The following is a 22,602-nucleotide window of genomic DNA, read 5'->3' on the forward strand; positions in this document are numbered from 1 at the left end:
TGCGATACCTAACTTTTCAGTCGCTCTTTTTTGTTTTATGATGGCGAAAAAATCTTATGATACTTCTTGCCAAATCCATTTCAATATATTATAATGTATTTAGAAGATCATATTTGAAAGGAACATATGGAAAATGAAAAACATTGTTACAGCCCTGATGCAGTTTGTGATACTTGTGGTCGCACTTGTCATTGTGACCTTTGCTATACCTAAGATCGCAGGAAACGATGACAGATATGATAAGTACATAGCTGAAAACTCAAAGCAGACCGTCACTGTGGGAAGCGCCTTTGGCATTGTCAAAGACGGTGAAAAGGCTTCATATACTGATATTGATAACATTTTGAAAAATATCTTTAGTAAAGTAACTCCACTGCAAAAGCCTGTGAATAAAGTCCTGAACAAGCAAATAAGCTTCAAGCAGGCAAAATATTTTGAATATTATTGGCTCACTGCACTTATCTCAGGCGTGCTTTGCTGGATATTTGCGGCAGGCTTTCCGTTCAGGATAGGGCGAAAGGGCTTCAATGTATTTGGCTCTGTGTATAATAACTTTTCAAAAGTTGTTCTCCTTGAAGATGAGATGACCCGTGAGGAATATGAGGTCGATCTAGGTATGACTATATGGGGACCATTGTGGATAATCCTTATTGCTCTGCGTGCGACCTTTGCTATTACATGGGGCTTTATCCTGCCTTTTGTGATAGCCGCCAATCTTGCCATAGGCATTATAAGAATAGTTGGAAATGTTATTATCGTCAGCGTCCGTGGTGCTGCCGCCACTGCAAAAAGGCACAGCCTTTCGCAAAAGCTTGACAAAACGACCTTTTCTATTTATCCTGAGGGCGGATATTTCAGAGTAGAGCAGGATCAGGACAATGGTCAGGGCGTATATGTGAAAAATTATTGGAACGCTGTTGCGGCAAAGGCATTGTTTGAAAGCGAAGCCGGAAATAAGTCTTTCAGCAAGGAGGATTCTGAGGAAAATATTCTTCGTGGAGATATAAAAGAGAAGAAGTTTTATGAAACATATCGTTTGCTCAGCCGTATAAAGGGTCTTTTCAATAATGATATCAAGAGTAAAAAAGCAATTATCACCGCTTCATTAAAGAATAAAGAGGGTGGCTATGAATACAGATTTATTGCTGAACCGGAATTGTACCATGTTTATATGGTGGGTGATGAAAAGGCAGAAAACCTTAGCCATAAAGATCTGAAAATAGATTTTAATGCCGCAATGCTTCTTGACTTGCTTGATTTTGACCGAAAGGGTCAAAGATATGATCATAATGATTTTCTTAATTTGTATTACGCTGATAGTGATGAATTTACAGCCAAACTTATGAATTATAATCATAAGTTGATAACAAAGTTTGGCAGAAACAGATATGACGAGTATTTTGAACAGCACAAACAGCAGATAATCGAACACCGCCGATATAAAAAGCTTTCGGCGGTGGGAGAGGACGAAGAGTGAGATAATAAGTATTTGATATAATAAACAAGCCTCCCACGGAATTGTTTCTGTGGGAGGTTTGTTTTGTTACGGCATATAAAAAGATGCACCATTAGGGTCACGATAAGAATATATTATAGATAGGTTATCAATGTAGCTTTTAAATTTCTTCTCTGATACCTCTTTTGTACCGATATAGTATACGTTTTCTCCCCATGAATATTCTGCGGTATCATCTCTCCTTTGATCTATTCCGCATATATAATTTCCATAGCTGTCATACAAACTCCAGCCGTGCATTCCAGCACCATACCAGCAAGCTGACGTGCTTCCTGTGTTATTGTTATATATGATGTAGTCGCTTGGCGCAATTGCCCATGACTCGACATTCATATCGTAATAATCACTGTCGCTGTTATATATCCTGTATGAGCTAAATGATTCTGAACTGCCGTATACCTCAACCAACTCGTCCTCACCGTCATCATCCACGTCAAGAACAACATAGTCAATATAGCCGTCACCGATAGGTGCACTCAGTGGGTCGCCGTCTTCTTTTCCGCAGACTTCACAAGTCTTAGGGGTGGAGAAGGTTGCATCTTTCCACTTGTGTCCTGCCGACTTGCCCTCTTTTTTCCCACAGACCTTACAGGTCTTTGGTTTTGTGCAGGTCGCCTTTTTCCACTTGTGACCTGCGGCTTTGCCCTTTGTTTTTCCGCAGAACACGCAAGTTTCAGGCTTAGTGCAGGTGGCAGGGGCGTAGGTGTGGTGTTCGTCATTGAAGTGTATGCCGTCGCTGTCCTCTTTTACATCAAAGCTTGAGGGGTCAGTTTCGTAATAGTCACCGTAAATATCGTTTATCCTGAATGTGTACCAGTATTTGCCCTTTGGGAGCATTGCAAACGTCAGCGATTTACTGCCGTCAAAGGTGTATTTTTTGCCCACATTCATGTTCTTTTCGTTAGTGTATATATTCTTTACATAATGCACAGGTTTTATCACATCGCCATTTGCAAGCGAAACGCTTCTTGCGGATACTCCGTTCTCTGAGGAGTCCTCGCAGGTGTCAAGTATTGTCACCTCGCCTGTTTTTCGGTCATGCATAAATCTCAGATTTGTGAGCTTGTCATTTAGCATGATAGGTGAGTAGTAAAAATCAACATCGTCACCCTTGCTAAGAAGATATACGCTAAGCACCTGTCCGTCAGGAAGCGAAAACCACTTGCCATCAAAGCTGTTTTTTACAACGCCTGTTTTAAGGTCAGCGTCAACGTTGCCTGTGTCGCCAAGCTCAAAAATGTTCTTGTGATCGTCAAGCCAATAGTAAACGGAAGCTTCAACATACATAACATTGCCGAGTGCGTCAGGGCTTAAAGTGAAAGTGTAGTTGCCCGACGAATCAAGCGCAGGCTCTGAGGAAAATGTGACAGCACTGCTGTGTCCGCTTATGCTGTAATCGCTAGGGAAGTTAAGATCTATGTCTGACGGAGTATAGTTTGTCAGATTTTCCGGTTTGCTCCAAGTATTCGTTTTTCGGTTAGATACTGATGTAGTTGAAAGTTTGGCGTGAAGCATAGTATAGACTACGTTGTGAACCAAAGTGAAATAGTTATCACTTATGCAAACATCACTAAAAATGCGAAACTCCTGATTGTAATTATAAATATTAATTCCAACAGGGAAATAGATAGAAAGTCCGCTTGCGTCTGAGTGTTGAAAGCCGTTCTTTTTGTAGACCACACAATCAGATAAGGCGCTTAAAACGTCATTTGATACAGAGGATAGGTCTTTATTTGCTTTTACAAGTCCTCCAACGTCGATAAAATTGGTATAAATTCCTCTTTTGGCTTCGTATGTACCAAACCTATCGTCAAACCAAGAGTTTAGATAAAAATTATAGTAAGCAGCTTGGTCGCTTGTTACCTGCTCAATGTCTTTTGAAAAAATATCAAAGCCTTTAAGAAATGTGTCCATTTTTGAAAGGTCAATAACTGAAAGGGTGGCACTAGGTGCGGAAGATAGACTGCAAGAATTATAAAAACTGTCGCATATCTCTTTTCCAAGCTCTGCGCCGTTGGCTTTTGGATTGCTTGCGAGATAGTCGCCTATTGCCTTGTAGTCCCAGCCTGTTCCAGGCTCAGTTTCCTGTGAAGCGACCATGTATTTTGCATGAGTTGACAAAATCGCAGCTGTTTCGCTGGTTGCCATAAGGCATGCGTCAAAGCCGATAAATTCAAACGGCTCTGTCATTTTGTCATAAACGCCATATAGTGCATTGTCAAGCTCTTTTATGTAGAGAGAGTCAAAATCGTAATTTTCATCATTGCAAACTCCATTTACACTTCCACTGCCGTGGTCCCATAGAATAAGACCAATGTTGCCTGCTGGGTAATTTGATATGCCCCAATCGAGAAAATCAGAAAGCGTACTGCTTTCGCCCATGTTAGCCTTCGGCAGTTGGCCTACAAGATTTAGCTTGCCGCCGCTTATTTCATAGCGCTGTATATAGTCACTTGAAATGTCGCTTACCCATTGTGAAGCACCGCCTGTTTCGATTACGAATTTCACTTTGTCACTTGACGAGGCGCTGAGCATTTCTGCAATATCCTTTGACGCTGCACCACTAGTAGATTCCAAATCAGAGCCGCACATATACACAAATACAGTCCATGTGCCTTCTTCGCCCATTGGTGAGTTACTCTCTCTAGTGGGGCGGTTTATTGCAAGCGTGCTTGCGGAAAAGTCATAGCTTTGCCCTGCAACTGTTTGGATACTCTTGTCTGTCTTTTTACAGCCTGAAAACGATAAACATACTGCCACTGCTGTAAGCAGCGTTATCAGTGCTTTAAACTTCATTTATACTCCTCCCTTAGAATATGGTATACACTTATTATAGCACTTTAGTTTTCATTTGTCCTAAGCTGGCTGCTTAGTATTTGGGCTTTTTGCAATATTTTTTTATTTTAACAAAATAGCTGACATGCTTTGCTTTCCGTACACCAAATCACCTACCGCTTGTGCAACTTTTTTGCCGTTTGTGCAAATATTATTGACTTTTTGTTAAGAATCATAGATAATTATTATAAATATTCATGCTGTTAATTAGAGATGCTTGTTAAACAATGAAAATGAGAATAATAGAAAACAGTATGGCAATGATAGAAAACTCAGCGAAAGTGCTTGTGCAGACGATGAGCTATGATACTGAAACAGTTGAGTGAGCAATGGTGGACACTATGGCGGCTGTCATAATGTCAGATGAAGAGAGGTGAAATATGGATAAAAAGGTAAAAGCTTTTTTTGCAGCTATGGGAATTGCCATGGCGTTGTTAGTGCCTGTTTCTGCATCTGCGGATAATTCTGACTCAAAAGTGCAGGTGAGCATCGACATCACTTGGGACTCATTGGAGTTCACCTATACAGATCGGCAGTGGGATCCTGAGACACATTCATATATAGGCGGCGGTTGGTCTGACAGCGGCGGAAATTTTACTTTGACAAACACAGGGAATGTGGGTGTTATGGCGGATTTTTCATACAAACAAGCAGAGGGCATGGACGAGATAAAAGGCTATTTTTCAAGCAGTAAGCTAATAGTGCCTATTTCAGAAAGCCGAAACAGCAAACTTACTTTGTCGGGTAAACCGACAGCGCATTTTGAAAGCATGACGGTCGGCACGGTTACAGTGAATGTCACTACTGATGATTCGGGAGATGCAGGCGACAGTACGATAACAGGCTGGTATAAGGATGAGGAAACCGGCGATTGGTACTATTATGATAAGAACGGCAAATTGGTCACAGGTTGGTTTAAGGACGGCGGAAGTGAATGGTATTATGCCGATGAAGACGGCAAGCTTGTCACAGGTCGGTACAATGACGGTGGAAATGATGGGCGTTATTCTTATTATGACGGCAAATTGTATACAGATTGGGTCAAAGTGGATGACGATTGGTACTATTTTGACGGAGACGGCTCAATAGCAAAGGACATCACTATTGACGGACGATATATTGGACTTGACGGCAGGTGGGACGGGATCGGCGACGCACCAAATACATAAATAATGATAAATTGAAAAGGAGCAATTTCTTATGAAAAAGACGATCTCGATCGTAATGGCATTAGCACTTGCGGCAACACTCGGTACGGCGGCGTTTGCAGCGGAGGCTGATGACGGAAACATCAAAAAGAATATCAGTGTAAAGGCAAAGTATGTTGAGGATATCAAAGCCTCAAAAACTATCCAGGCTGACGTTGTATGGGGTGAAATGGAGTTTACATACAACGTGAGCAGAACAAAGACTTGGAATGCAAAAACTCATGAATATGATATCGACACAAAGGGCAAATGGTCTGCAAAAGGTAATGATATAAGCGTTACAAACCATTCAAATACGGATATCGACGTTGATTTTACATATGAGCCACTTGATAAATACAGCTTTGTTAAGGGCGAATTTACATATGATGCAGTCACAATACCAACAGCTGAAAACAAGGCTGTCGATGACGAGAATCTCACAATAAGCACAGCTCTCACCCTCAGCGGTGGGCTTTCATCGGACGTCACGGATCTCACAAAAGTAGGAAATGTGGCAGTAACTATCGCAGAGGCAGTGAAGTAATGTTGTGAAAAACGCAAACACCTATGGCAGAAGGCTTGTCTGTCATAGGTGTTTTTGCGTTTAAGCCCTATAAATTTTGAACTCTTTTCCTCCGGCTTAGATGAGATATGTGTGCGAGAAATAATAAAGATAAAGTAAACTTAGCTACAATATATTATATATCAACCGTTAATTCGCTAAAAGGTATTAATAGTACCTTAATTGTGTGAAATTCATTGACAAGCTGAAGTAATTGCGCTACAATTAGTGTATGGATCGATGATAAGAAAGGAGCGTATTAGATGTTCAATGTAGATGATTTTAAGGCAAGGCTTTTATCTGCAAGAAAAGAGGCATATAACACAAAGACCAAAAAGAGAGGCTATTCTCAGGAAGAGGCAGCGGAACTATTAATTGGTGAAGGAGGAAAACGTTCAACTGTAGCTGCGTGGGAAAATCCAAATCGAAAAAATCTACCCAGCGTCGAATCTCTGTTAAAGCTCGCAGATCTTTATGATGTAGATGTTAGGTATCTTCTTGACGAAAAGAGAGAAGAGCCTAATGTGGAAAATAAAGCCATAGCGTCTGTTCTAAACCTTAGCATCGAGAATGTTGTAACTCTTAAAAACAACCCTCAGTATAGCAGCATCGTAAGCAAGATAATAGGTAAAGAGCTGTTTGAGCAGATCGTAAATAAGATCAATAATCTGGCGCTATCTTCCGTTTTGAAAGACGTGATATTGACCTCGTTTACGGTAACGTTCAGCAAGAAGCTTAGCAAAATGTTTGATAGTTATTACTTCCAGGAACTGACAATAAGTATAAATCAAAGCGGTTTTCTTGATTTTATCAAGAAGAATATTCCTTATGATGAAAAAAGCTTTGATGCTGATGAATTTCTTGAAAAGAATTTTTTGGAAGAAGGCAGGGGATATGTGTATCGGTCTGCTAATAATTGGAACGGTATGAAGACTGAGAGCAAATACGATCATTTAATGAATTGTGTGGCGGAAATAACATTCGACTATTTTCTATCAACAAAAACGCAGGAACTTCTAAAGATCAACATCAGTAATACTTTCTCACAGATCATTGATGAGATCGTTGCGGAGAGCAATATTGAGATTCACGACAGATTCAAGAAGAGTGCTGAAAAGTATATATCGGAGTAATAACTATTCATAAAAAACGAGCGTATACCGATTTGGTGTACGCTCGTTTTGATTATACCGTGGTCATTATTATGGTACTATAAGTGCCGTTTGTTGGACTATAAATAGTTTGATATGTGACAAATAACGTACTAGACGTAACGGCGAAAGCGTGTTATACTATAAATATAGAGAAGATGAGTATGAAAGGAGTGGGCAACATGGAAAGCGGTCGTGTTCAGGTTAGCTTTTTGGGAATGTCTTTTAATCACCAGATGTCCTGGATAGATGAAACTGTCTCACATATAGTTACACATAATTTACAACCAAAGATAAGGGCAGAAGGTAGGAAAGCCTATGGTCAAAAGGGCTACACACACGCTTTGAAAAGAATATTTGAAGTAATAAAGAGCGACCCAAAGAATATAACGAACCTGGATGAGATTGTAAAGGCGGAAAGGAAGCTGAAGGACTATCTATATGACGGGAAGTTTTCAGATGATGAAATGCTAAGCTGTTGGGGTAAATACACAGAAAATTATATGAATGAGTTGTAGGATATGCGATTATAAGAGGAGAGGTTATTTTTATGTCAAAGAAGAAATTGAATATTCCATTGTCGGAGTTTATAAATTTAAAGGAGAAAAAACCAGAGGATATGACAGGCTGTGTCGTGCTATATAAGGATGGCGGGTTAGACGTAGCAACTTGGCATTCGCATGCCTACAACCCAGATGATGAGCCAGGGTATTTCAAACAGGGGTGTTTCTATATGGGGAAAGAAAATATAGTGGCGTGGCTTTCGATAAATGATTATGTTATTGACATGAATGATTCAGACTGATAATGGGGGAGATATGATGTACTTTTATCAAGTGCTCCAAAGCTGCGATGAATTTAAGGTTGTCAGCGAATTTTTAGCGATGATCAAAAGCTCTGAAAAATGCTCTGCCAATCAGAGGATAAGAGAGACTATAAAGGCTTTGCCTCAGATAACTCCCAACAAATCGGACAATGAAGTTTTATATATTGAGGAGCTTAAAGAAGCACAGGAAGAGGGCGAAAATTTTTATAATGTTTATCTGCTCGATAGATCAAATAACGAAACTTACAGCATAGAGGCGGTTCCTTGGGCTGATGTTTTAGGGTATACAGTCGATAAAGCAAGCCTTTCAACGTATGGCAATGTCAAATTTGCGGCGCTGGTGTTGTATGAGATAACGTACTTTGGTTTTTCGGAGGAGCAGATACGGAACACTATCAAAGCTTTCAATGATGAGGATATTTTCTATTCACGTGCTTACCTTGAAAACGTTTGTAAAGAGATAAACTATATCACGGAAAAAGATATCGACAAGATGTATGACCTAGCCCAGACGATCGTCAGAGATCTGATGATATATCACACTTCCAGATATCTTCATAATGTTCCGCTGCTTGTATCTCTTTGTCGAAGAGACGTTATGATCACCGAGGTTGAAGAATATTCCTGCGCAGAGATACTCGAAGCGACTGAGCAGATAAACGATATCGCTGTCAGACTATTTAGAGATGGCAGACTGATCTTTCACCATGGTGTTCCTGCTGTATATGCTGCCGCACAAAGCGTTTGCGATGAGTATCTTTTGAAAATATTTGCAAGAGCCGTGAGAAGCGAAATGATGGTATATGCAGGAGTGCGCATTCACGAAGCAGATGAACATTATCTGATATTCAGAGAAAACAATGGAAGCAAAGAATGGCTCGGCGTTTATTGGAACAAGGAAAGGTTTGGCAAAGACATAATAGCCTATACCACAGTGCCGAATTATGCGCAAGATATCAGTTTTTGCAGTCTTTAGGCAATACAATGAGGTGCAATGGCAAGTGAAATTTATTACTGAAACAGATATTGAGAAAATGCTGATCTTAGCAGAAGATGTGGCAGATAAACTAGATATGCGCTATATGTTCTATGATGAAGAGGGCAGGGAAGAAGTCGATAACGCCGTGCAAAGATTTATGAAAGACCCCAATGCTGAGCTTTTCCACAAGCTTTACAGAGAGCATTTAAGCGAGCGTGACTCATCAAATTTAACAGCTGAGGATATCCGCAAAAAGATCGAACCGAACGTTCATAAGGCTTTGGGGCTTTTTAGAAACGGCACAGGAACGCTTGGCAGATGTGACTATGCGGCAGCGAAAACTGTTTCTGACGAATATCTGCTCAACTTGCTTGCCTGCGAAGTCCGTGATAAAATGCGCATATTTGACGCACAACGCTTTTCCGACGCCTGCAAGATAAAAGGCTATCTGCTGGTTGAAAAATGTAACGAGAACGAGAAGCCTATATGTATAAAATTCTCTCTTGCCGACATCAGAGAAAAGTACAAAGAATATCTTGCAGATGAAGATAGTAAAGAGCTTTTGGTATACTGTTTTGAGACCATAAAAAACGATCACCGCCAGAAAAGAACGCTGCTTGATATCAGCGATCTAGGGCTTTGATGAGGAAATTATAATATAGGAGGTCATATTTATTGAAAATATATGCAATAAGCGATATACACGGCTGTTTTATACCTTTTCTTTATGCGCTGGATATCATTTTGGAACATCTTGAAGAGCCGGATACAAAGCTTGTCTTGCTTGGTGACTATATCCACGGCGGTGATGAAAGTCGACAGGTGCTTGATAAGATAATGAATCTACAGGCGAAATACGGAACAGATAAAGTTATCGCACTAATGGGAAATCACGAAGATTTTGTGCTGGAGGGCTTTTCTAGTATCGACAATGTGTATGTAGGCTATTTAAGTGATCAAGACCATTGCGATACTAAATATATCCGCTGGATGGAAAATTTGCCGAAGTATTATGTTGAGGGCAATACGATATTTGTCCACGCAGGTATCAACGAAGAAGCAGCCGATGAGTGGAAGTGGGAAACAAGCGAATATGAATTTTTGCAGAAATATCCACATCAGCTTGGCAAGATAGCTGGGCTTGATAAGAAAGTCGTGGCAGGGCATATATACACCTCTGAGATCGCAGACGACAGCGATTTTCACGATATATATTACGATGGAGATAGCCACATTTATATTGACGGCGATGTGCTGACAAACGGCATACTCCCCATACTGCTGGTCGATACTGACAAAGATGAATATTATCAAGTAACGGAAAACTGGCAAATACCATTAGAACCATATGGTTATGAAGAGTGATATGAAAGGTGGATATGAAATTGGCAAACGTAAAAAATCAAGAATATACAAAGGAAATGTTTAAAGACATAGCGTTCTTTACTCTTGCCGAGCCTGGTGCTATGGGGGTCGGCAATCTTATGGAATTTATCACAGCCGAAGGTGAGGAGTTCTCGCTTTTCTTTTCTGAAGAAATGCCATATTCAAAGGTCAAGGAGTATTTTCCTGCGTTAGATGATTGCTATTGGAATGGTCCTGAATCAGATGAATCATGCAGAACTGAGTTCGTGTTCTACCTCAGTAAGGACGAAAGGAACTTCAAGCACACAAAGCCACCGGAAAATTATACGCACTTATATGAGGGCTTTGGCAATCACATATGCATACGAAACGATTATTATCCTGTGGTCAAGCCGATCATACGAGATCTTATAGAAAAGAATGAGCTTGTAAATTGGTACACGAGGACTGGAGAAATAATAGACGCAATAAAAACCCTTACGGCAGAAAAGAAAGAAGGAAAAATGCAATGCGATTAGAAGAATTTTTAGATTGTTTTGACATTAATTGTATAGTAGAGATAACGTGTGAAAGTGAACCTGTTAGGAAATGCACAGTGTCGGCCGCATTATCGGACGACAGATACCCGGCGGTGGACTATGTGGTCTTGCCCGGCAGTGTTACATTTAAGGATGATGTCGTACATATACCAGTGATTTGGAAATTGACCTGGGGGACGTTCAGAAAGTGTATAAATACTTATTCCGCTGAACACGAAGAAAATGGAGCAGTATAATGACCCAAAGCAGGTGGATGTTTTGTCAGAATCATCGAATATTTTAGCACCAAAAAAATTTTATACGTCAGACCTGCATATCGGACACAAGAACATAATAGGTTTTGATCACAGACCGTTCAGTTCACTTGATGAAATGACGGAAAAGATAATTGCTAATTGGAACAAGACTTTTTCCTGTGCACTGCTAACAATCTTGTCCCCATTGAAGTGAGATCTGAAAACAAAAAGAGAAAATCATTAAAGACGCTTATTAACTATGATAAATATGAAGATGTAAGTTTTGGTATAAAATTAAACAATGGGAATATAGGGTATGATAGAGATGTCTATACCTTCCCATATTTTTGTTCTTTTCTCGTTAAGTCTTTTCTTAAGCAAAGATTTTAATTTATCACAAGCAAAGTTGAAATAGCCAAAATTCCACAACAGTTGACAAAACTGCAAAAATATGATATAATTTTTAGGTAATAATTTAAGAGCAATGACGCTCCGTGTAATTTTCACGGGGCGTTTTTTATTTTTTTGTGGGGGTGTTTTCTGTGAAAGTCAATGAAAAGAAGGACAGAAGTGCGCTCAAAAGCCGCAATATCACCATTTGTGCAGTTGTGGTGTTTCTTCTTATTACGGCTCTTACTTTAATGAGCAGCAGATATATGACTCAGTGTATCAACAGAGAAAATACCGCACAATCAAACAGGGGAGAGCTTTCTGATCTTGGACAGGAGCTTGCGGACGCTTCCGATTATCTTACCGATGAAGCTAGAAAATTCTCCGTAACAGGGGATATCGAACACCTTTACAACTATTGGTATGAGGTCTATGAGGAAAAGACTCGTGACCGTGTTATAAACAGCCTTTCCGCCCTTGACCCTCCAGAGAACGAAACTGCGCTTCTTGCGGAAGCCAAAAAGTTTTCTGATACTCTCATAAAGACCGAAACAGTGTCAATGAAGCTTATGCTCACTGCAAAAGGCATAACAGCGAAACAGTTTGGCGACAGCAAGGGCGGCAGATTGGCTGAGTATGTTTCCATTGTGGAGGATACGCCCCTGCCTGAGGAATACAGCGGACTTAGCCCTGATGAAATGAAAAAGCGTTCCCGTGAGATACTTTATGACAGCTTTTATAACGATTCTAAAACCATGATAATGTCGCCTATAGAACGCTTTCGTCAGGCTCTTAATAAACGTCTTGACGCAGAGGTGGAAAGCGCTGCCGCAGGACGTGAAACTGCACTGGTGATACAGCTTGTGTGTTCGGTGAGCGTGCTTGTTATTGTGGGCATAGTGCTGATAGTTTTTGAAAGCCTTTATGTCAGACCTATAAACGACTACTCTGAGAGCCTTTCAAAGCGTAATGAAAATTCTGCCGAATTTGACCTTTCAAACGTCCGTGTGACACCAAAGGGAGCGTATGAGCTTTTTCGTTTTGGCGAGCTTTTCAACCGCCTTTCGCAAATACTGCAAAACGAGCTTAAAAAGCGTGAAACAGCCGAGGTGCAGATGCGGCAGGCTAAAGAGGAAGCAGACAGGGCGAACAGCGCCAAAAGTGATTTTCTTGCCCAAATGAGCCATGAGCTTCGCACACCGCTTAACGCTATCACAGGCTATCTTTATATGCTTTCAAATACAAGCCTTGATGATACTCAGAAGAGATATTGTACCAATATAAACACAGCTTCGGAAAATCTTCTTGGACTTATCAATAACGTTCTTGACTTTTCCAAAATAGAGTCGGGAAGCTTGCAGCTCGAATATACAGATTTTGACCTTGTGAAGCTTATAAGCGACACTTATTCCATAATGGAAAGCACAGCCATAGCAAAGGATATCCCATTGCGTCTTGATATATCGGGGAATTTGCCTAATTTCGTCTGCGGCGACCCTTTGCGATTAAGGCAGGTGCTTGTAAATCTAATTGGAAATGCGGTGAAGTTCACGGATAGGGGCGAGGTGGTCTTTAGCTGTAAATGTCAGGAAACAAAGGGCAGAAGCGTTGTTATCATGTTCAGCGTTTCTGACTCAGGAGAGGGCATACCGCAGGACAGGCTTGAGAGCATTTTTGAGCCTTTTATCCAAAGCGACGCAGGAGTGACAAGACGTCACGGCGGAACAGGTCTGGGGCTTCCTATCTCACAATCTATCGTCAAGGCGGCAAGCGGCGGTAAATACAGCATAGAGGTTACATCTCAGCTTGGAAAAGGCTCGTGCTTTAGCTTCCTTATGGCCTTTGATGTTGCAGAGTCGTCACAGGTGCAGAGCGAAAATGATACTTCTCAGGGCGTGCCTGTTGAAAAAGCGGTCATTTTGTTGGTGGACGATAACAGTGTGAATCTGGATATCGAAAGCGAGATATTAGGTACATACGGCTTGCAGGTGGATACCGCTGACAGCGGCTCAAAGGCTATAGAATATTGCCATAGCCACAGCCCTGATATGATAATTCTTGACCTGCATATGCCTGATATGGACGGCTATGAAACTGCAAGACACATAAGAGAACTTCCTGATTTCGGACTTACGCCAATAATCGCTCTCACCGCCGACGTTGTTTCGGGCATAGAGCAAAAAGCCTATGAAGCAGGCATGGACGGCTATATCTCAAAGCCTTTCCGACCTGATGATCTGAGAAAAATGATATACAAGCATTTGCACATAAGGCGTGAAATGCCCGAAAAAGCTACAGAGCAGGGTGACGAGGTGTTCGATTGCGTTGCCTGCCTTGACGCTTTGGGCGGCAGCAAAAGCATACTTTTTGATATAATAAAGCGTTTTATTTCCGACCACGGAAACGACCAGAAATATATCTGCCAGCATATCGAAGCGGGAAGCTATATGAACGCACGGATAATTCTCCATGACATTATGGGGCTTTCGGGCAATCTCTGCTGCAGACGGCTTCATGAAAGCGCAAAGGCGCTAAACGATACTCTTAAAACTGATGCACTGCAAAATGCTGATACAAAAGATTTTGAGGAACAGTGGCATAAGGCTGTGAGCAGGCTTGAGAAATTTTTGCAGCTTGATGATGACAGCAGTCCGCAGAATGTAGATGATCAGAAAAACTCACAGCTTGTAAAAGGGCTTTTAGACCGTTGCAAAGCCTTTGATATCTCTGTGGCAGAATATTTTCAACAGCACAGGGCAGAGTTCAAGAAGTTTATGAAAAAGACGAATTTCAGGCGGCTTGAAGAATACATAAACAGATATGATCTTCTAAGCATCACACAGTCTGAGGATCTATGGAGGTGACAAGTGTGTATAAGATACTTTTGGCGGAGGACGACGCAGATATGCGTTTTATCTACTCACGAATGTCAGTGTGGAAAGAATGTGGCTTTGTTATAGCAAAAGAGGTGTCAAACGGCAAGGACGCTCTTGCTGTGCTTAGATCCGAAGATTTTGACCTTGTGCTGACGGATATAAGAATGCCGTTTATTGACGGCATAGAGCTTCTTGGAAAGATAAACGAGCTTGGCATAGATGTGGCAGTGGCTTTCATAAGCTCATATGACGAGTTTGAATATGCACGAAAAGGGCTTGTGCTTGGGGCGTTTGACTATCTTTTAAAGCCAGTCAATGAGCAAAAGCTTGGAGATATGCTAAGACGTGTAACCGAAAAGCTTGAAGAGAAGAAGGTTGAAAACACCTGCTCAGACTATGTGCTTTCGGCACTTGAAGCCGTGGGCAAAAGTAGCGGAGACAGCTTTACTCAGGATATCTGCACATATTTTTCAAATACAAGCTGTCGGGATATCTCAGTTGAGCAGGCGGCGGAGCATTTTGGCTTCAGCCGTGACTATTTCGGCAAGCTTTTCAGGCGGCAGATAGGGGAAAGCTTCAGCAAATTCAGCACCCTTGTGAAAATAGAATACGCCAAAAAGCTTTTTCGGCAAAGCGGAATGAAGGCCTATGAGATAAGCGAGGAGCTTGGCTATTCAAGTGCAGACTATTTCACAAAGGTGTTTAAAGAGATAACGGGCGTTTCCCCTGCACAGTATAAACAATCATTGTGACTTGTCTGAAAAATATAGGATTTTCTCTGATTTTTAGTGTTTTTATCTTTTGACCCTTGTGCTATACTATAAGCACAGGAGGTGATAGAAATGGACAATTTCGTTATTACCATAGCAAGAGGTTTCGGAAGCGGAGGAAAGCAGATCGGACTTGCTCTTTCAAAACAGCTTGGGATACCTTGCTATGAAAGCCAGATACTCAGCATGGCTTCAAACTACAGCGGAATAAACAAGGATCTGTTTTTTCAGGTGGACGAAAAGCTGAGGGGCTACCACCTTATCAAAAGACTTATGAAGTCTGCGAACAAGGACGATATCGTTGAGCCGACGGACAAGAGCTTCATTTCCGACGTTAATCTTTACAATATTCAGGCGAAGATAATCAAGGAGCTTGCCAAACAGCAATCCTGCATTATCATTGGAAAATGTGCAAATCACCTGCTGCGTGACTATGAAAACACCGTAAGCGTGTATATAGAAGCTCCAAGAGCTTTCTGCGTGAAAAATGTTATAGAACGTCTTGGCGTTACCGAAGAAGAAGCTCACAGAATGATCTATCAGACCGACCGCTATCGTGCCGATTACTATAAGTATTACACGGGCGGTGAAACGTGGACAAATCCGGTGCTTTACGATATGACCCTTAATTCTGACCGTATGGGAATGGATAAATGCACTGAGCTTATCATTCAGTATCTGAAGATAAAGCTTGGAGAGGATATTCTCGATAAAAAAGGTACAGCGGAAAATGATAAGGCACTTAAACAGCTTGGTCTGTTTTAGGTAAAAAACTGAATATCACAACAATGAAGTTGGTTTATCTGCAAAGGGAAAATACCCTTTAGAGCAGAGAGCCAATTTTTTTATTGCATTTAGTATGGAAAAGTAAAATGAATTGGAGGAAAACACTATGAAAAAGACAAGAATGAAGAGATTTTTAGCGGTGCTTTCAGCAGCGGCTCTGGCGGCAACAATGCTCACAGCCTGCGGTTCAAGAGGAGGCTCAAGCAGCGGAGACGGCGACACAGTTAAGGTGGGACTTCTTCACTCCCTCACAGGCTCAATGGCTATCAGTGAAAAGTCAGTTCGTGACGCTGAGGTGCTTGCTATCAAGGAGATAAATGCCGCAGGCGGTGTAAATGGCAAGCAGATAGAATACGTTGAAGAGGACGGAGCTTCCGAGCCGTCAACATTCGCAACAAAGGCTGAAAAGCTTATTGACAGCGAGGGCGTTTCAACTATCTTCGGTTGCTGGACTTCATCATCAAGAAAGGCTGTTAAGCCTATCGTTGAGGAATACGGCTCACTTCTTTGGTATCCTGTTCAGTATGAGGGCATGGAAAGCTCATCAAATATCGTATACACAGGTGCAGCACCAAACCAGCAGATCGTTCCTGCTATCGATTATCTGCTTGATCAGGGCTATAAGAAGTTCTTCCTCCTTGGCTCTGACTACGTTTTCCCAAGAACAGCGAACATGATAATCAATGCACAGCTTGAAGCAAAGGGTGCGGAAGCCGTTGGCGAAGAGTATGCAGATATGGATCAGACGGATTTTGCCGCTATCATCTCAAAGATCGAAGCTGCAAAGCCTGATGTTATCATCAACACTCTTAACGGAACAGGCAACGTTTCATTCTTCAAGCAGATGTCTGAAAAGAACTATACAAGCAGTGACTACATGACAATGTCATTCTCTATCGCAGAGGAAGAGGTCGCTACTATCGGTGCTGATATCCTAAAGGGTCACATGGTATCATGGAACTATTATCAGACAACAGACACAGAAAAGAACAAGGAATTTGTTAATGCATATAAAGACGCATACGGTGAGAACAGAGTGACATCTGACCCTGCGGAAGCTGCATATGACGCAGTTTATCTTTGGAAAGCAGCCTGCGAAAAGGCAGACAGCTTTGAGCCTGAGGACGTTATCAAGGCAGTCGAGTCAGGCGAGATATCCTTTGACGCACCGGAAGGCACTGTAACTATCCAGGGCGACAACCACCACCTTGTAAAGCCTGTAAGGATCGGTCAGGTGGGCGACGACGGACTTATCAACGAGATCTACGCAACTGATCCTGTTGCTCCGGACCCATATCTCTCAACTTATGATTGGGCAGTTAAGGCAGGAATCCAGCCTCTTGAATAAGCATATTTCATAATAAATCCTCTGTAAGTATCCTTTAATGCACAGTCAGTAATTTGGCTGTGCATTATTAAGGACACGAAAGGACGTGGCAAAAATCTATGGATCGTTTTATAAACACTATGTTCAACGGCGTAAGCCTTAGCTCTATCATACTTCTTACTTCTCTCGGCCTTGCAATAACCTTTGGACTTATGAGAGTAATAAACATGGCTCATGGAGAGTTTGTGATGATAGGCGCATATACAACATATGTCGTTCAGCAGATATTCGTAAAATACTGTCCCGAAAGCATTCGTGACGTTTATTATTTTGTTGCGATACCTGCCGCATTCGGCGTGACGTTCATTCTTGGAAGCTTGCTTGAAAAGTTTATCATCTCCCGATTATACGGGCGAGAGATAGACAGCTTGCTTGCAACATGGGGCATAAGCCTTATTTTACAGCAGGCGGCAAGAAGCATTTTCGGCACACAGGGTGTAAACGTAACAGCACCGTCATTCTTAAACGGTGGAATAAAGATAGGCGGCTGTACATTCTCATACAACAGACTTTTCATCATTCTTCTTGTGGCACTTTGTCTGCTTCTGGTGTGGTTTATCATGTATAAGTCAAACTTCGGCAAGCAGATGAGAGCCGTTATGCAAAACAGAACAATGGCAAAATGTATGGGCATAAACTCACGCAAGGTGGATAACATTACCTTTGCTATCGGCTCAGGTCTTGCCGGTATCGCAGGCTGTTCAGTGGCGCTTCTTGGTTCTATCGACTCAACTGTAGGTCAGAGCTACATAGTAAACAGCTTTATGGCAGTTGTTCTCGGTGGCGTCGGCAAACTTCTCGGCACTGCTATCGGCTCTGTAATAATAGGCTCTGCAAGCATTTTCACAGAGAATTATACTTCATCAACTATCGCAAAAGCTATTGTTCTGCTTATCGTTATTATCTTTTTGCAGAAGCGTCCGCAGGGACTTTTCGTTATCAAGAGCAGAAATCTTGACGAGTAAGGGAGGTGTTTCGGTCAATGAAACTAAGCAGATTTTTCAAAAAGAGGGGAGCTGCTATAAGCTTCCTTATAATAGCAATAATACTTGGCATCATGCCGCTGCTTCTTAATGCCGGAATGCTCTCCGGTTCATCTACAGTTATATTTCTCGGCAAGTGTATGGCGTTCGCCATTGCCGCAATGGGTATCGACCTTATATGGGGCTATACAGGTATCCTGAGCCTTGGTCACGGACTTTATTTCGCACTTGGCGGATACTGCATGGCAATGTACCTTAAGCTTCAGGAAACAGGCGGAAAGATAACGGACTTTATGCACATAGGCGGACTTGATGAACTTCCTCTTATCTGGAAGCCTTTCAACTCATTTGCCCTGACTCTTATCCTTATTATAATAGTACCCTCAGCGGTGGCGTTCGTTATAGGATATTTTATCTTCAAAAACAGAGTAAAGGGAGTTTATTTCTCTATCATCTCACAGGCACTCACATGGGCGGCTTATTCTATCTTTATCGCACTTTCGACCTATACAAACGGAAACGTCGGTATCACAGAGATAAAGACCATTTTCGGAAGCATTAAGGGCAATCTTCACAGAAACGAGATGTTCAAGCTCTATTATCTTGCACTTATCCTTATGACGCTTATCTTTGCACTGTCGAGATTTCTTGTTAGCCGTAAGTTTGGCAAGCTTCTTATCGCTATCAGGGACGGCGAGAACAGAACATACTTCTCAGGCTATAAGGTAAGCGCATACAAGAACTTTATCTATGTGCTTTCTGCGGCGCTGGCAGGTATCGCAGGCGCAGTTTTTGTAAACTTCAACGGAAGCATAACTCCGTCACAGATGACTATTTCTTATTCTATCACAATGGTAATATGGGTAGCTGTCGGCGGAAGAGGAACGATAATAGGCGCTGTTATCGGTGCATTTCTTATCAATCTTTGCGAGTATAACCTCAGCTCAGGAAGCATGGTTGAGATATGGCAGTATATAATTGGCGCAGTGTTCTGCGTGACTATCATATTCTTCAAGAGCGGTATCGTTGGAATCGTCAGCGAACAGCTCCCTGCGCTTTTCCGCAAGCTTAAAACAAAGGGCAAAGACAAGGCAAAGGAGGCGGCGTAAAATGGCTACAGCTACAAAGACAAATGACGTTGTTCTTGAAATAAACAATATTTCCGTTTCCTTTGACGGCTTTTACGCCCTCACAGAGGTGAGAACAAAGGTCATGCGCAACAGCATACACTTTTTTATCGGACCCAACGGCGCAGGAAAGACCACGCTTCTTGACATAATCTGCGCAAAGACCAAGCCCACCTCCGGCACTGTTATTTTCCACCCCAAGGGCAGAGAAGCCGTAAGGCTCACAGGCATGAAAGAGTATAAGATAGTGCAGGAGGGCGTGGGAAGAAAGTTCCAGGTGCCGTCAGTGTTCGTAAATCTCACAGTGGAGGAGAACATGATACTCTCCCTGAAGGGTCACAAGGGCATACTTGATTCCATTTTCAAAAAGCCCTCAAAGGAGGATATGGAAAATATCCGCTCAACACTTGAACGTGTGGGACTTGAGGATAAAGCGTCAGAACGTGCAGGCAGTCTTGCTCATGGTCAGAAGCAGTGGCTTGAGATAGCGATGCAGCTTGTGCAGAAGCCTGAGATAATAATGCTTGACGAGCCTGCCGCAGGCATGGGCAAGCCCGAAACTTTCCGAACGGGCGAGATCCTAAAGGAGATAAAAAAGGATTGCACTATTATCGTTATCGAACATGATATGGACTTTGTAAAGCAGGCGGCTGATATCGTAACAGTGCTTCACGAGGGCAAAATGCTCATGGAGGGCAACATCAGCGACGTGCTTGCAGACAAGACCGTTCAGGCTGTTTATCTTGGAAGAGGGGGCGAGTAAAATGCTAAGCTTGAAAAACGTTGACTCATATTATGGTGAGAGCCGTGTTATAGAAAACCTCAGCTTTGAGGTGGAAAAGGGAAAGATAGTGGGGCTTATCGGCAGAAACGGCGTTGGCAAAAGCACCACTCTCAAAAGCATAATGGGCATTGTAAAGACCCCAAAAGGCGAGATAATATTTGACGGGGAGAACATCATCAAAAAGCCTGTCTATGAGCGTGTTAAGCTTGGCATAGGCTATGTTCCACAGGGACGTGATATTTTTCCGCAAATGACAGTTGAGGAAAATATCGAGCTTGGATTGCAGCCAAAGGGCGGAAAGGGCAAAGTGCCTGACTATATCTATGACCTTTTTCCAATACTGCCGAAGTTTGCAAAGCGTAAGGGCGGCGACCTTTCAGGCGGTCAGCAACAGCAGTTAGCAATTGCAAGAGCCCTCGCAGCAGAACCGAAGATACTTATTCTTGACGAGCCTACAGAGGGCATACAGCCGTCAATAATTCAGGATATCGGAGCGGCGATACAGAAAATAAACGAGTGGAAAGGCATAACAGTGCTTCTTGTGGAGCAGTATTTGGACTTTGTTCTTGAAAACACCAACAAGCTTTATGTAATGGAAAAGGGCGAGATAATCTATGCAAACGAAACAAAGCTTGCAGACAAGGACGAGGTACAAAGACTCATGACGGAATAGCATTTTTTAGGCAAGGCGGTGATGAAATGTTTGAAAAAGCGGAGATACTTATTGTTGACGATATGCCTGAGCATATCGCCTTTGCAGGCACTATCCTGCGAAATGAGGGCTTCAGGGTGCTTGGGGCGACAAGTGCAAAGGCGGCTCTAAAAATGATGGAAAATAGCAAGCCACACCTTGTTCTTTTGGATATCAAAATGGAGGGCATGGACGGTCTGGAGCTTTGCAGGCATTTCAAATCTGATGAGGAAACAAAGGAGATACCTGTTATCTTCATGACTTCTGAATCCGACCCTGCTATGATAAAAAAGGGCTTTGAGCTTGGGTGCTGTGACTATGTTGTGAAGCCGTTTACAAAGGAGGAGCTTTTGGCACGAGTGAAAACTCACCTTGAAATATACAGCAAGCGCAGAAAGCTTGAGGCGGCAAACAATGAGCTTAGTCTGTTCTGCTCGGCAATATCTCACGACCTGCGTTCGCCGCTGAATGTTACGCAGATGTTGGCTGATACGCTGAAAAAGGACATAAGCGCAGGCAACACAGAGGACGCATTGAAGATAGCTTCAATGATAGAGGGTAAGACTGCAAAGCTTATCACAATGATAGAACGGCTTCTGAGTTTCTCAAAAATGTGCAGTATCGAGCCTGAATATGAAACGCTTGATATGAATGAATTAGTAAGGGATATCTTCGACGAGTGCAAGTCCGCTGAGCCTGAGCGAAACATAACTCTTATCGAGGGCAGTTTGCCGCAAATAAGCGGTGATGATGTGCTGGTGAGAATGCTTGTGAAAAACCTTATGACGAACGCTTTCAAATTCACCCGCCACAGGCAGAACGCTGTTATAACAGTGTCTGCAATACCTGACGAGAGCTATGTGGTAATATCCTTCAGAGATAATGGTGCAGGTTTTGACATGGCATATGCTGACAAGCTTTTCGGTGTTTTTCAGCGGCTTCATCTTGACGAAGAATACGAGGGCAGCGGCATTGGGCTTGCCACGGCAGACCGCATAATAAAGCGTCATGGCGGCAGGATAGAAGCATATGGCGAGGTTGACAAGGGTGCAGAATTTACTCTATATTTCCCTAAATAGCTATAAAGGCTGTACTGTGTGTTGGATGCTCTCGGCTGATTTTTTTCATACCAATGAGAAGATCGGGCAACTTTTTTTCACGTTGCAATGAACGGCATGGCGGCAAGGGACAAGATGTTCGCTATACTTGACGAGCCGACAAGCGATCTTGACAGCCTTAACGAAGCGGTGATACTCAAAGTGCTCCGTGACAGAGCGCAGGCAGAACAGTGGCAGTGGTTTGGGTGTGCCATGTGGTATATTTTGTTTTCGGCGTTAAGACTATCCGCGAGGAAGAATAATATATAGCGGTACTCTCAGTGACCCGCCCCCTGTCAAGTAGACAGCGCAAAAAACAAAAATATTCTATGTTGTGACTAAAAGCAGTCTGTGCAATTTGTGCAGGCTGCTTTGTTGTTAGCAAATGGCAAGCACCGACCAGCTAAGCAGCATACGCTTCATGGTATTCCATAGGTGTCATGCTGCTCAGTTTGATCTGGTAACGCCTTGTGTTGTAATAGGTTATGTATTCCTCTATCGCTGAAATCAGT

General features: G+C 42.3%; 22 protein-coding genes. 20 read left to right on the top strand and 2 right to left on the bottom strand.

The window, feature by feature from the left end:
• The first annotated feature begins 133 nt into the window (after positions 1–133).
• Positions 134–1,477, top strand: coding sequence for a hypothetical protein (locus KQH97_RS02640; RefSeq protein ID WP_216552563.1), 1,344 nt, complete (start codon positions 134–136; stop codon positions 1,475–1,477).
• A 66-nt stretch (positions 1,478–1,543) separates the two neighbouring features.
• Here KQH97_RS02640 and KQH97_RS02645 read toward each other — a convergent pair whose 3' ends face one another.
• Positions 1,544–4,312 carry a clostripain-related cysteine peptidase gene (locus tag KQH97_RS02645; RefSeq protein WP_216552565.1) on the bottom strand — a complete coding sequence of 923 codons (2,769 nt, stop codon included), beginning with the start codon at positions 4,310–4,312 and terminating at the stop codon, positions 1,544–1,546.
• A gap of 419 nt (positions 4,313–4,731) precedes the next feature.
• Between KQH97_RS02645 and KQH97_RS02650 the strand changes: the two genes are divergently transcribed.
• The 19 genes from KQH97_RS02650 to KQH97_RS02740 all read left to right on the top strand — a co-directional run bounded on the left by KQH97_RS02650 (position 4,732) and on the right by KQH97_RS02740 (position 22,360).
• On the top strand, positions 4,732–5,520 hold the full coding sequence (locus KQH97_RS02650) for a hypothetical protein (protein ID WP_216552567.1): 789 nt from the start codon (positions 4,732–4,734) through the stop codon (positions 5,518–5,520).
• A 31-nt stretch (positions 5,521–5,551) separates the two neighbouring features.
• Positions 5,552–6,085 carry a hypothetical protein gene (locus KQH97_RS02655; RefSeq protein ID WP_216552569.1) on the top strand — a complete coding sequence of 178 codons (534 nt, stop codon included), beginning with the start codon at positions 5,552–5,554 and terminating at the stop codon, positions 6,083–6,085.
• A 281-nt stretch (positions 6,086–6,366) separates the two neighbouring features.
• Positions 6,367–7,236, top strand: a complete 870-nt coding sequence (locus KQH97_RS02660; protein ID WP_216552571.1) for a helix-turn-helix domain-containing protein — start codon at positions 6,367–6,369, stop codon at positions 7,234–7,236.
• Positions 7,237–7,418: 182 nt separating this feature from the next.
• Positions 7,419–7,772, top strand: a complete 354-nt coding sequence (locus KQH97_RS02665; RefSeq protein WP_216552572.1) for a hypothetical protein — start codon at positions 7,419–7,421, stop codon at positions 7,770–7,772.
• Positions 7,773–7,804: 32 nt separating this feature from the next.
• Positions 7,805–8,059 carry a hypothetical protein gene (locus KQH97_RS02670; RefSeq protein ID WP_117876760.1) on the top strand — a complete coding sequence of 85 codons (255 nt, stop codon included), beginning with the start codon at positions 7,805–7,807 and terminating at the stop codon, positions 8,057–8,059.
• Between the two features lie 13 nt (positions 8,060–8,072).
• Positions 8,073–9,056: a DUF6557 family protein gene (locus KQH97_RS02675; protein WP_216552574.1), complete on the top strand. Its 984-nt coding sequence runs from the start codon at positions 8,073–8,075 to the stop codon at positions 9,054–9,056.
• 25 nt (positions 9,057–9,081) lie between these two features.
• A complete protein-coding gene (locus tag KQH97_RS02680) occupies positions 9,082–9,702 on the top strand; it encodes a hypothetical protein (protein WP_118125296.1) in 621 nt (206 codons plus the stop codon).
• Between the two features lie 32 nt (positions 9,703–9,734).
• Entirely contained in the window at positions 9,735–10,424 is a 690-nt protein-coding gene (locus KQH97_RS02685) for a metallophosphoesterase (protein WP_216552576.1), read from the top strand.
• 20 nt (positions 10,425–10,444) lie between these two features.
• On the top strand, positions 10,445–10,942 hold the full coding sequence (locus tag KQH97_RS02690) for a hypothetical protein (protein WP_118125300.1): 498 nt from the start codon (positions 10,445–10,447) through the stop codon (positions 10,940–10,942).
• Positions 10,943–11,741: 799 nt separating this feature from the next.
• Positions 11,742–14,453, top strand: coding sequence for a response regulator (locus KQH97_RS08825; RefSeq protein WP_216552578.1), 2,712 nt, complete (start codon positions 11,742–11,744; stop codon positions 14,451–14,453).
• A gap of 5 nt (positions 14,454–14,458) precedes the next feature.
• A complete protein-coding gene (locus KQH97_RS02700) occupies positions 14,459–15,217 on the top strand; it encodes a response regulator (protein ID WP_216552580.1) in 759 nt (252 codons plus the stop codon).
• A gap of 90 nt (positions 15,218–15,307) precedes the next feature.
• Positions 15,308–16,000 carry an AAA family ATPase gene (locus KQH97_RS02705; protein WP_117927751.1) on the top strand — a complete coding sequence of 231 codons (693 nt, stop codon included), beginning with the start codon at positions 15,308–15,310 and terminating at the stop codon, positions 15,998–16,000.
• Positions 16,001–16,127: 127 nt separating this feature from the next.
• Positions 16,128–17,369, top strand: coding sequence for an urea ABC transporter substrate-binding protein (gene urtA / locus KQH97_RS02710; RefSeq protein ID WP_216552582.1), 1,242 nt, complete (start codon positions 16,128–16,130; stop codon positions 17,367–17,369).
• Positions 17,370–17,467: 98 nt separating this feature from the next.
• Positions 17,468–18,373, top strand: a complete 906-nt coding sequence (gene urtB / locus KQH97_RS02715) for an urea ABC transporter permease subunit UrtB (RefSeq protein ID WP_117927753.1) — start codon at positions 17,468–17,470, stop codon at positions 18,371–18,373.
• 17 nt (positions 18,374–18,390) lie between these two features.
• Positions 18,391–19,500 carry an urea ABC transporter permease subunit UrtC gene (gene urtC / locus KQH97_RS02720; protein WP_216552584.1) on the top strand — a complete coding sequence of 370 codons (1,110 nt, stop codon included), beginning with the start codon at positions 18,391–18,393 and terminating at the stop codon, positions 19,498–19,500.
• A 1-nt stretch (position 19,501) separates the two neighbouring features.
• Positions 19,502–20,281, top strand: coding sequence for an urea ABC transporter ATP-binding protein UrtD (gene urtD / locus KQH97_RS02725; RefSeq protein ID WP_216552586.1), 780 nt, complete (start codon positions 19,502–19,504; stop codon positions 20,279–20,281).
• A 1-nt stretch (position 20,282) separates the two neighbouring features.
• Positions 20,283–20,975 (top strand): urea ABC transporter ATP-binding subunit UrtE, encoded by a 693-nt coding sequence (gene urtE, locus KQH97_RS02730; protein ID WP_216552588.1) that lies wholly within the window; start codon positions 20,283–20,285, stop codon positions 20,973–20,975.
• A 26-nt stretch (positions 20,976–21,001) separates the two neighbouring features.
• Positions 21,002–22,072, top strand: a complete 1,071-nt coding sequence (locus tag KQH97_RS02735) for a response regulator (protein WP_216552590.1) — start codon at positions 21,002–21,004, stop codon at positions 22,070–22,072.
• Between the two features lie 96 nt (positions 22,073–22,168).
• On the top strand, positions 22,169–22,360 hold the full coding sequence (locus tag KQH97_RS02740) for a hypothetical protein (RefSeq protein WP_216552592.1): 192 nt from the start codon (positions 22,169–22,171) through the stop codon (positions 22,358–22,360).
• Between the two features lie 133 nt (positions 22,361–22,493).
• On the opposite strand, the gene KQH97_RS08830 is transcribed toward KQH97_RS02740, so the two are convergent.
• The gene (locus KQH97_RS08830) at positions 22,494–22,601 is read right to left on the bottom strand and encodes an IS3 family transposase (RefSeq protein ID WP_216552594.1); all 108 of its coding nucleotides are present in this window, start codon (positions 22,599–22,601) and stop codon (positions 22,494–22,496) included.
• Between the last annotated feature and the right edge of the window lies 1 nt (position 22,602).

The sequence above is a fragment of the Ruminococcus sp. MSJ-25 genome (genome assembly GCF_018917825.1).
In the GTDB taxonomy this organism is placed as follows: Bacteria; Bacillota; Clostridia; order Oscillospirales; family Ruminococcaceae; genus Hominimerdicola; species Hominimerdicola aceti.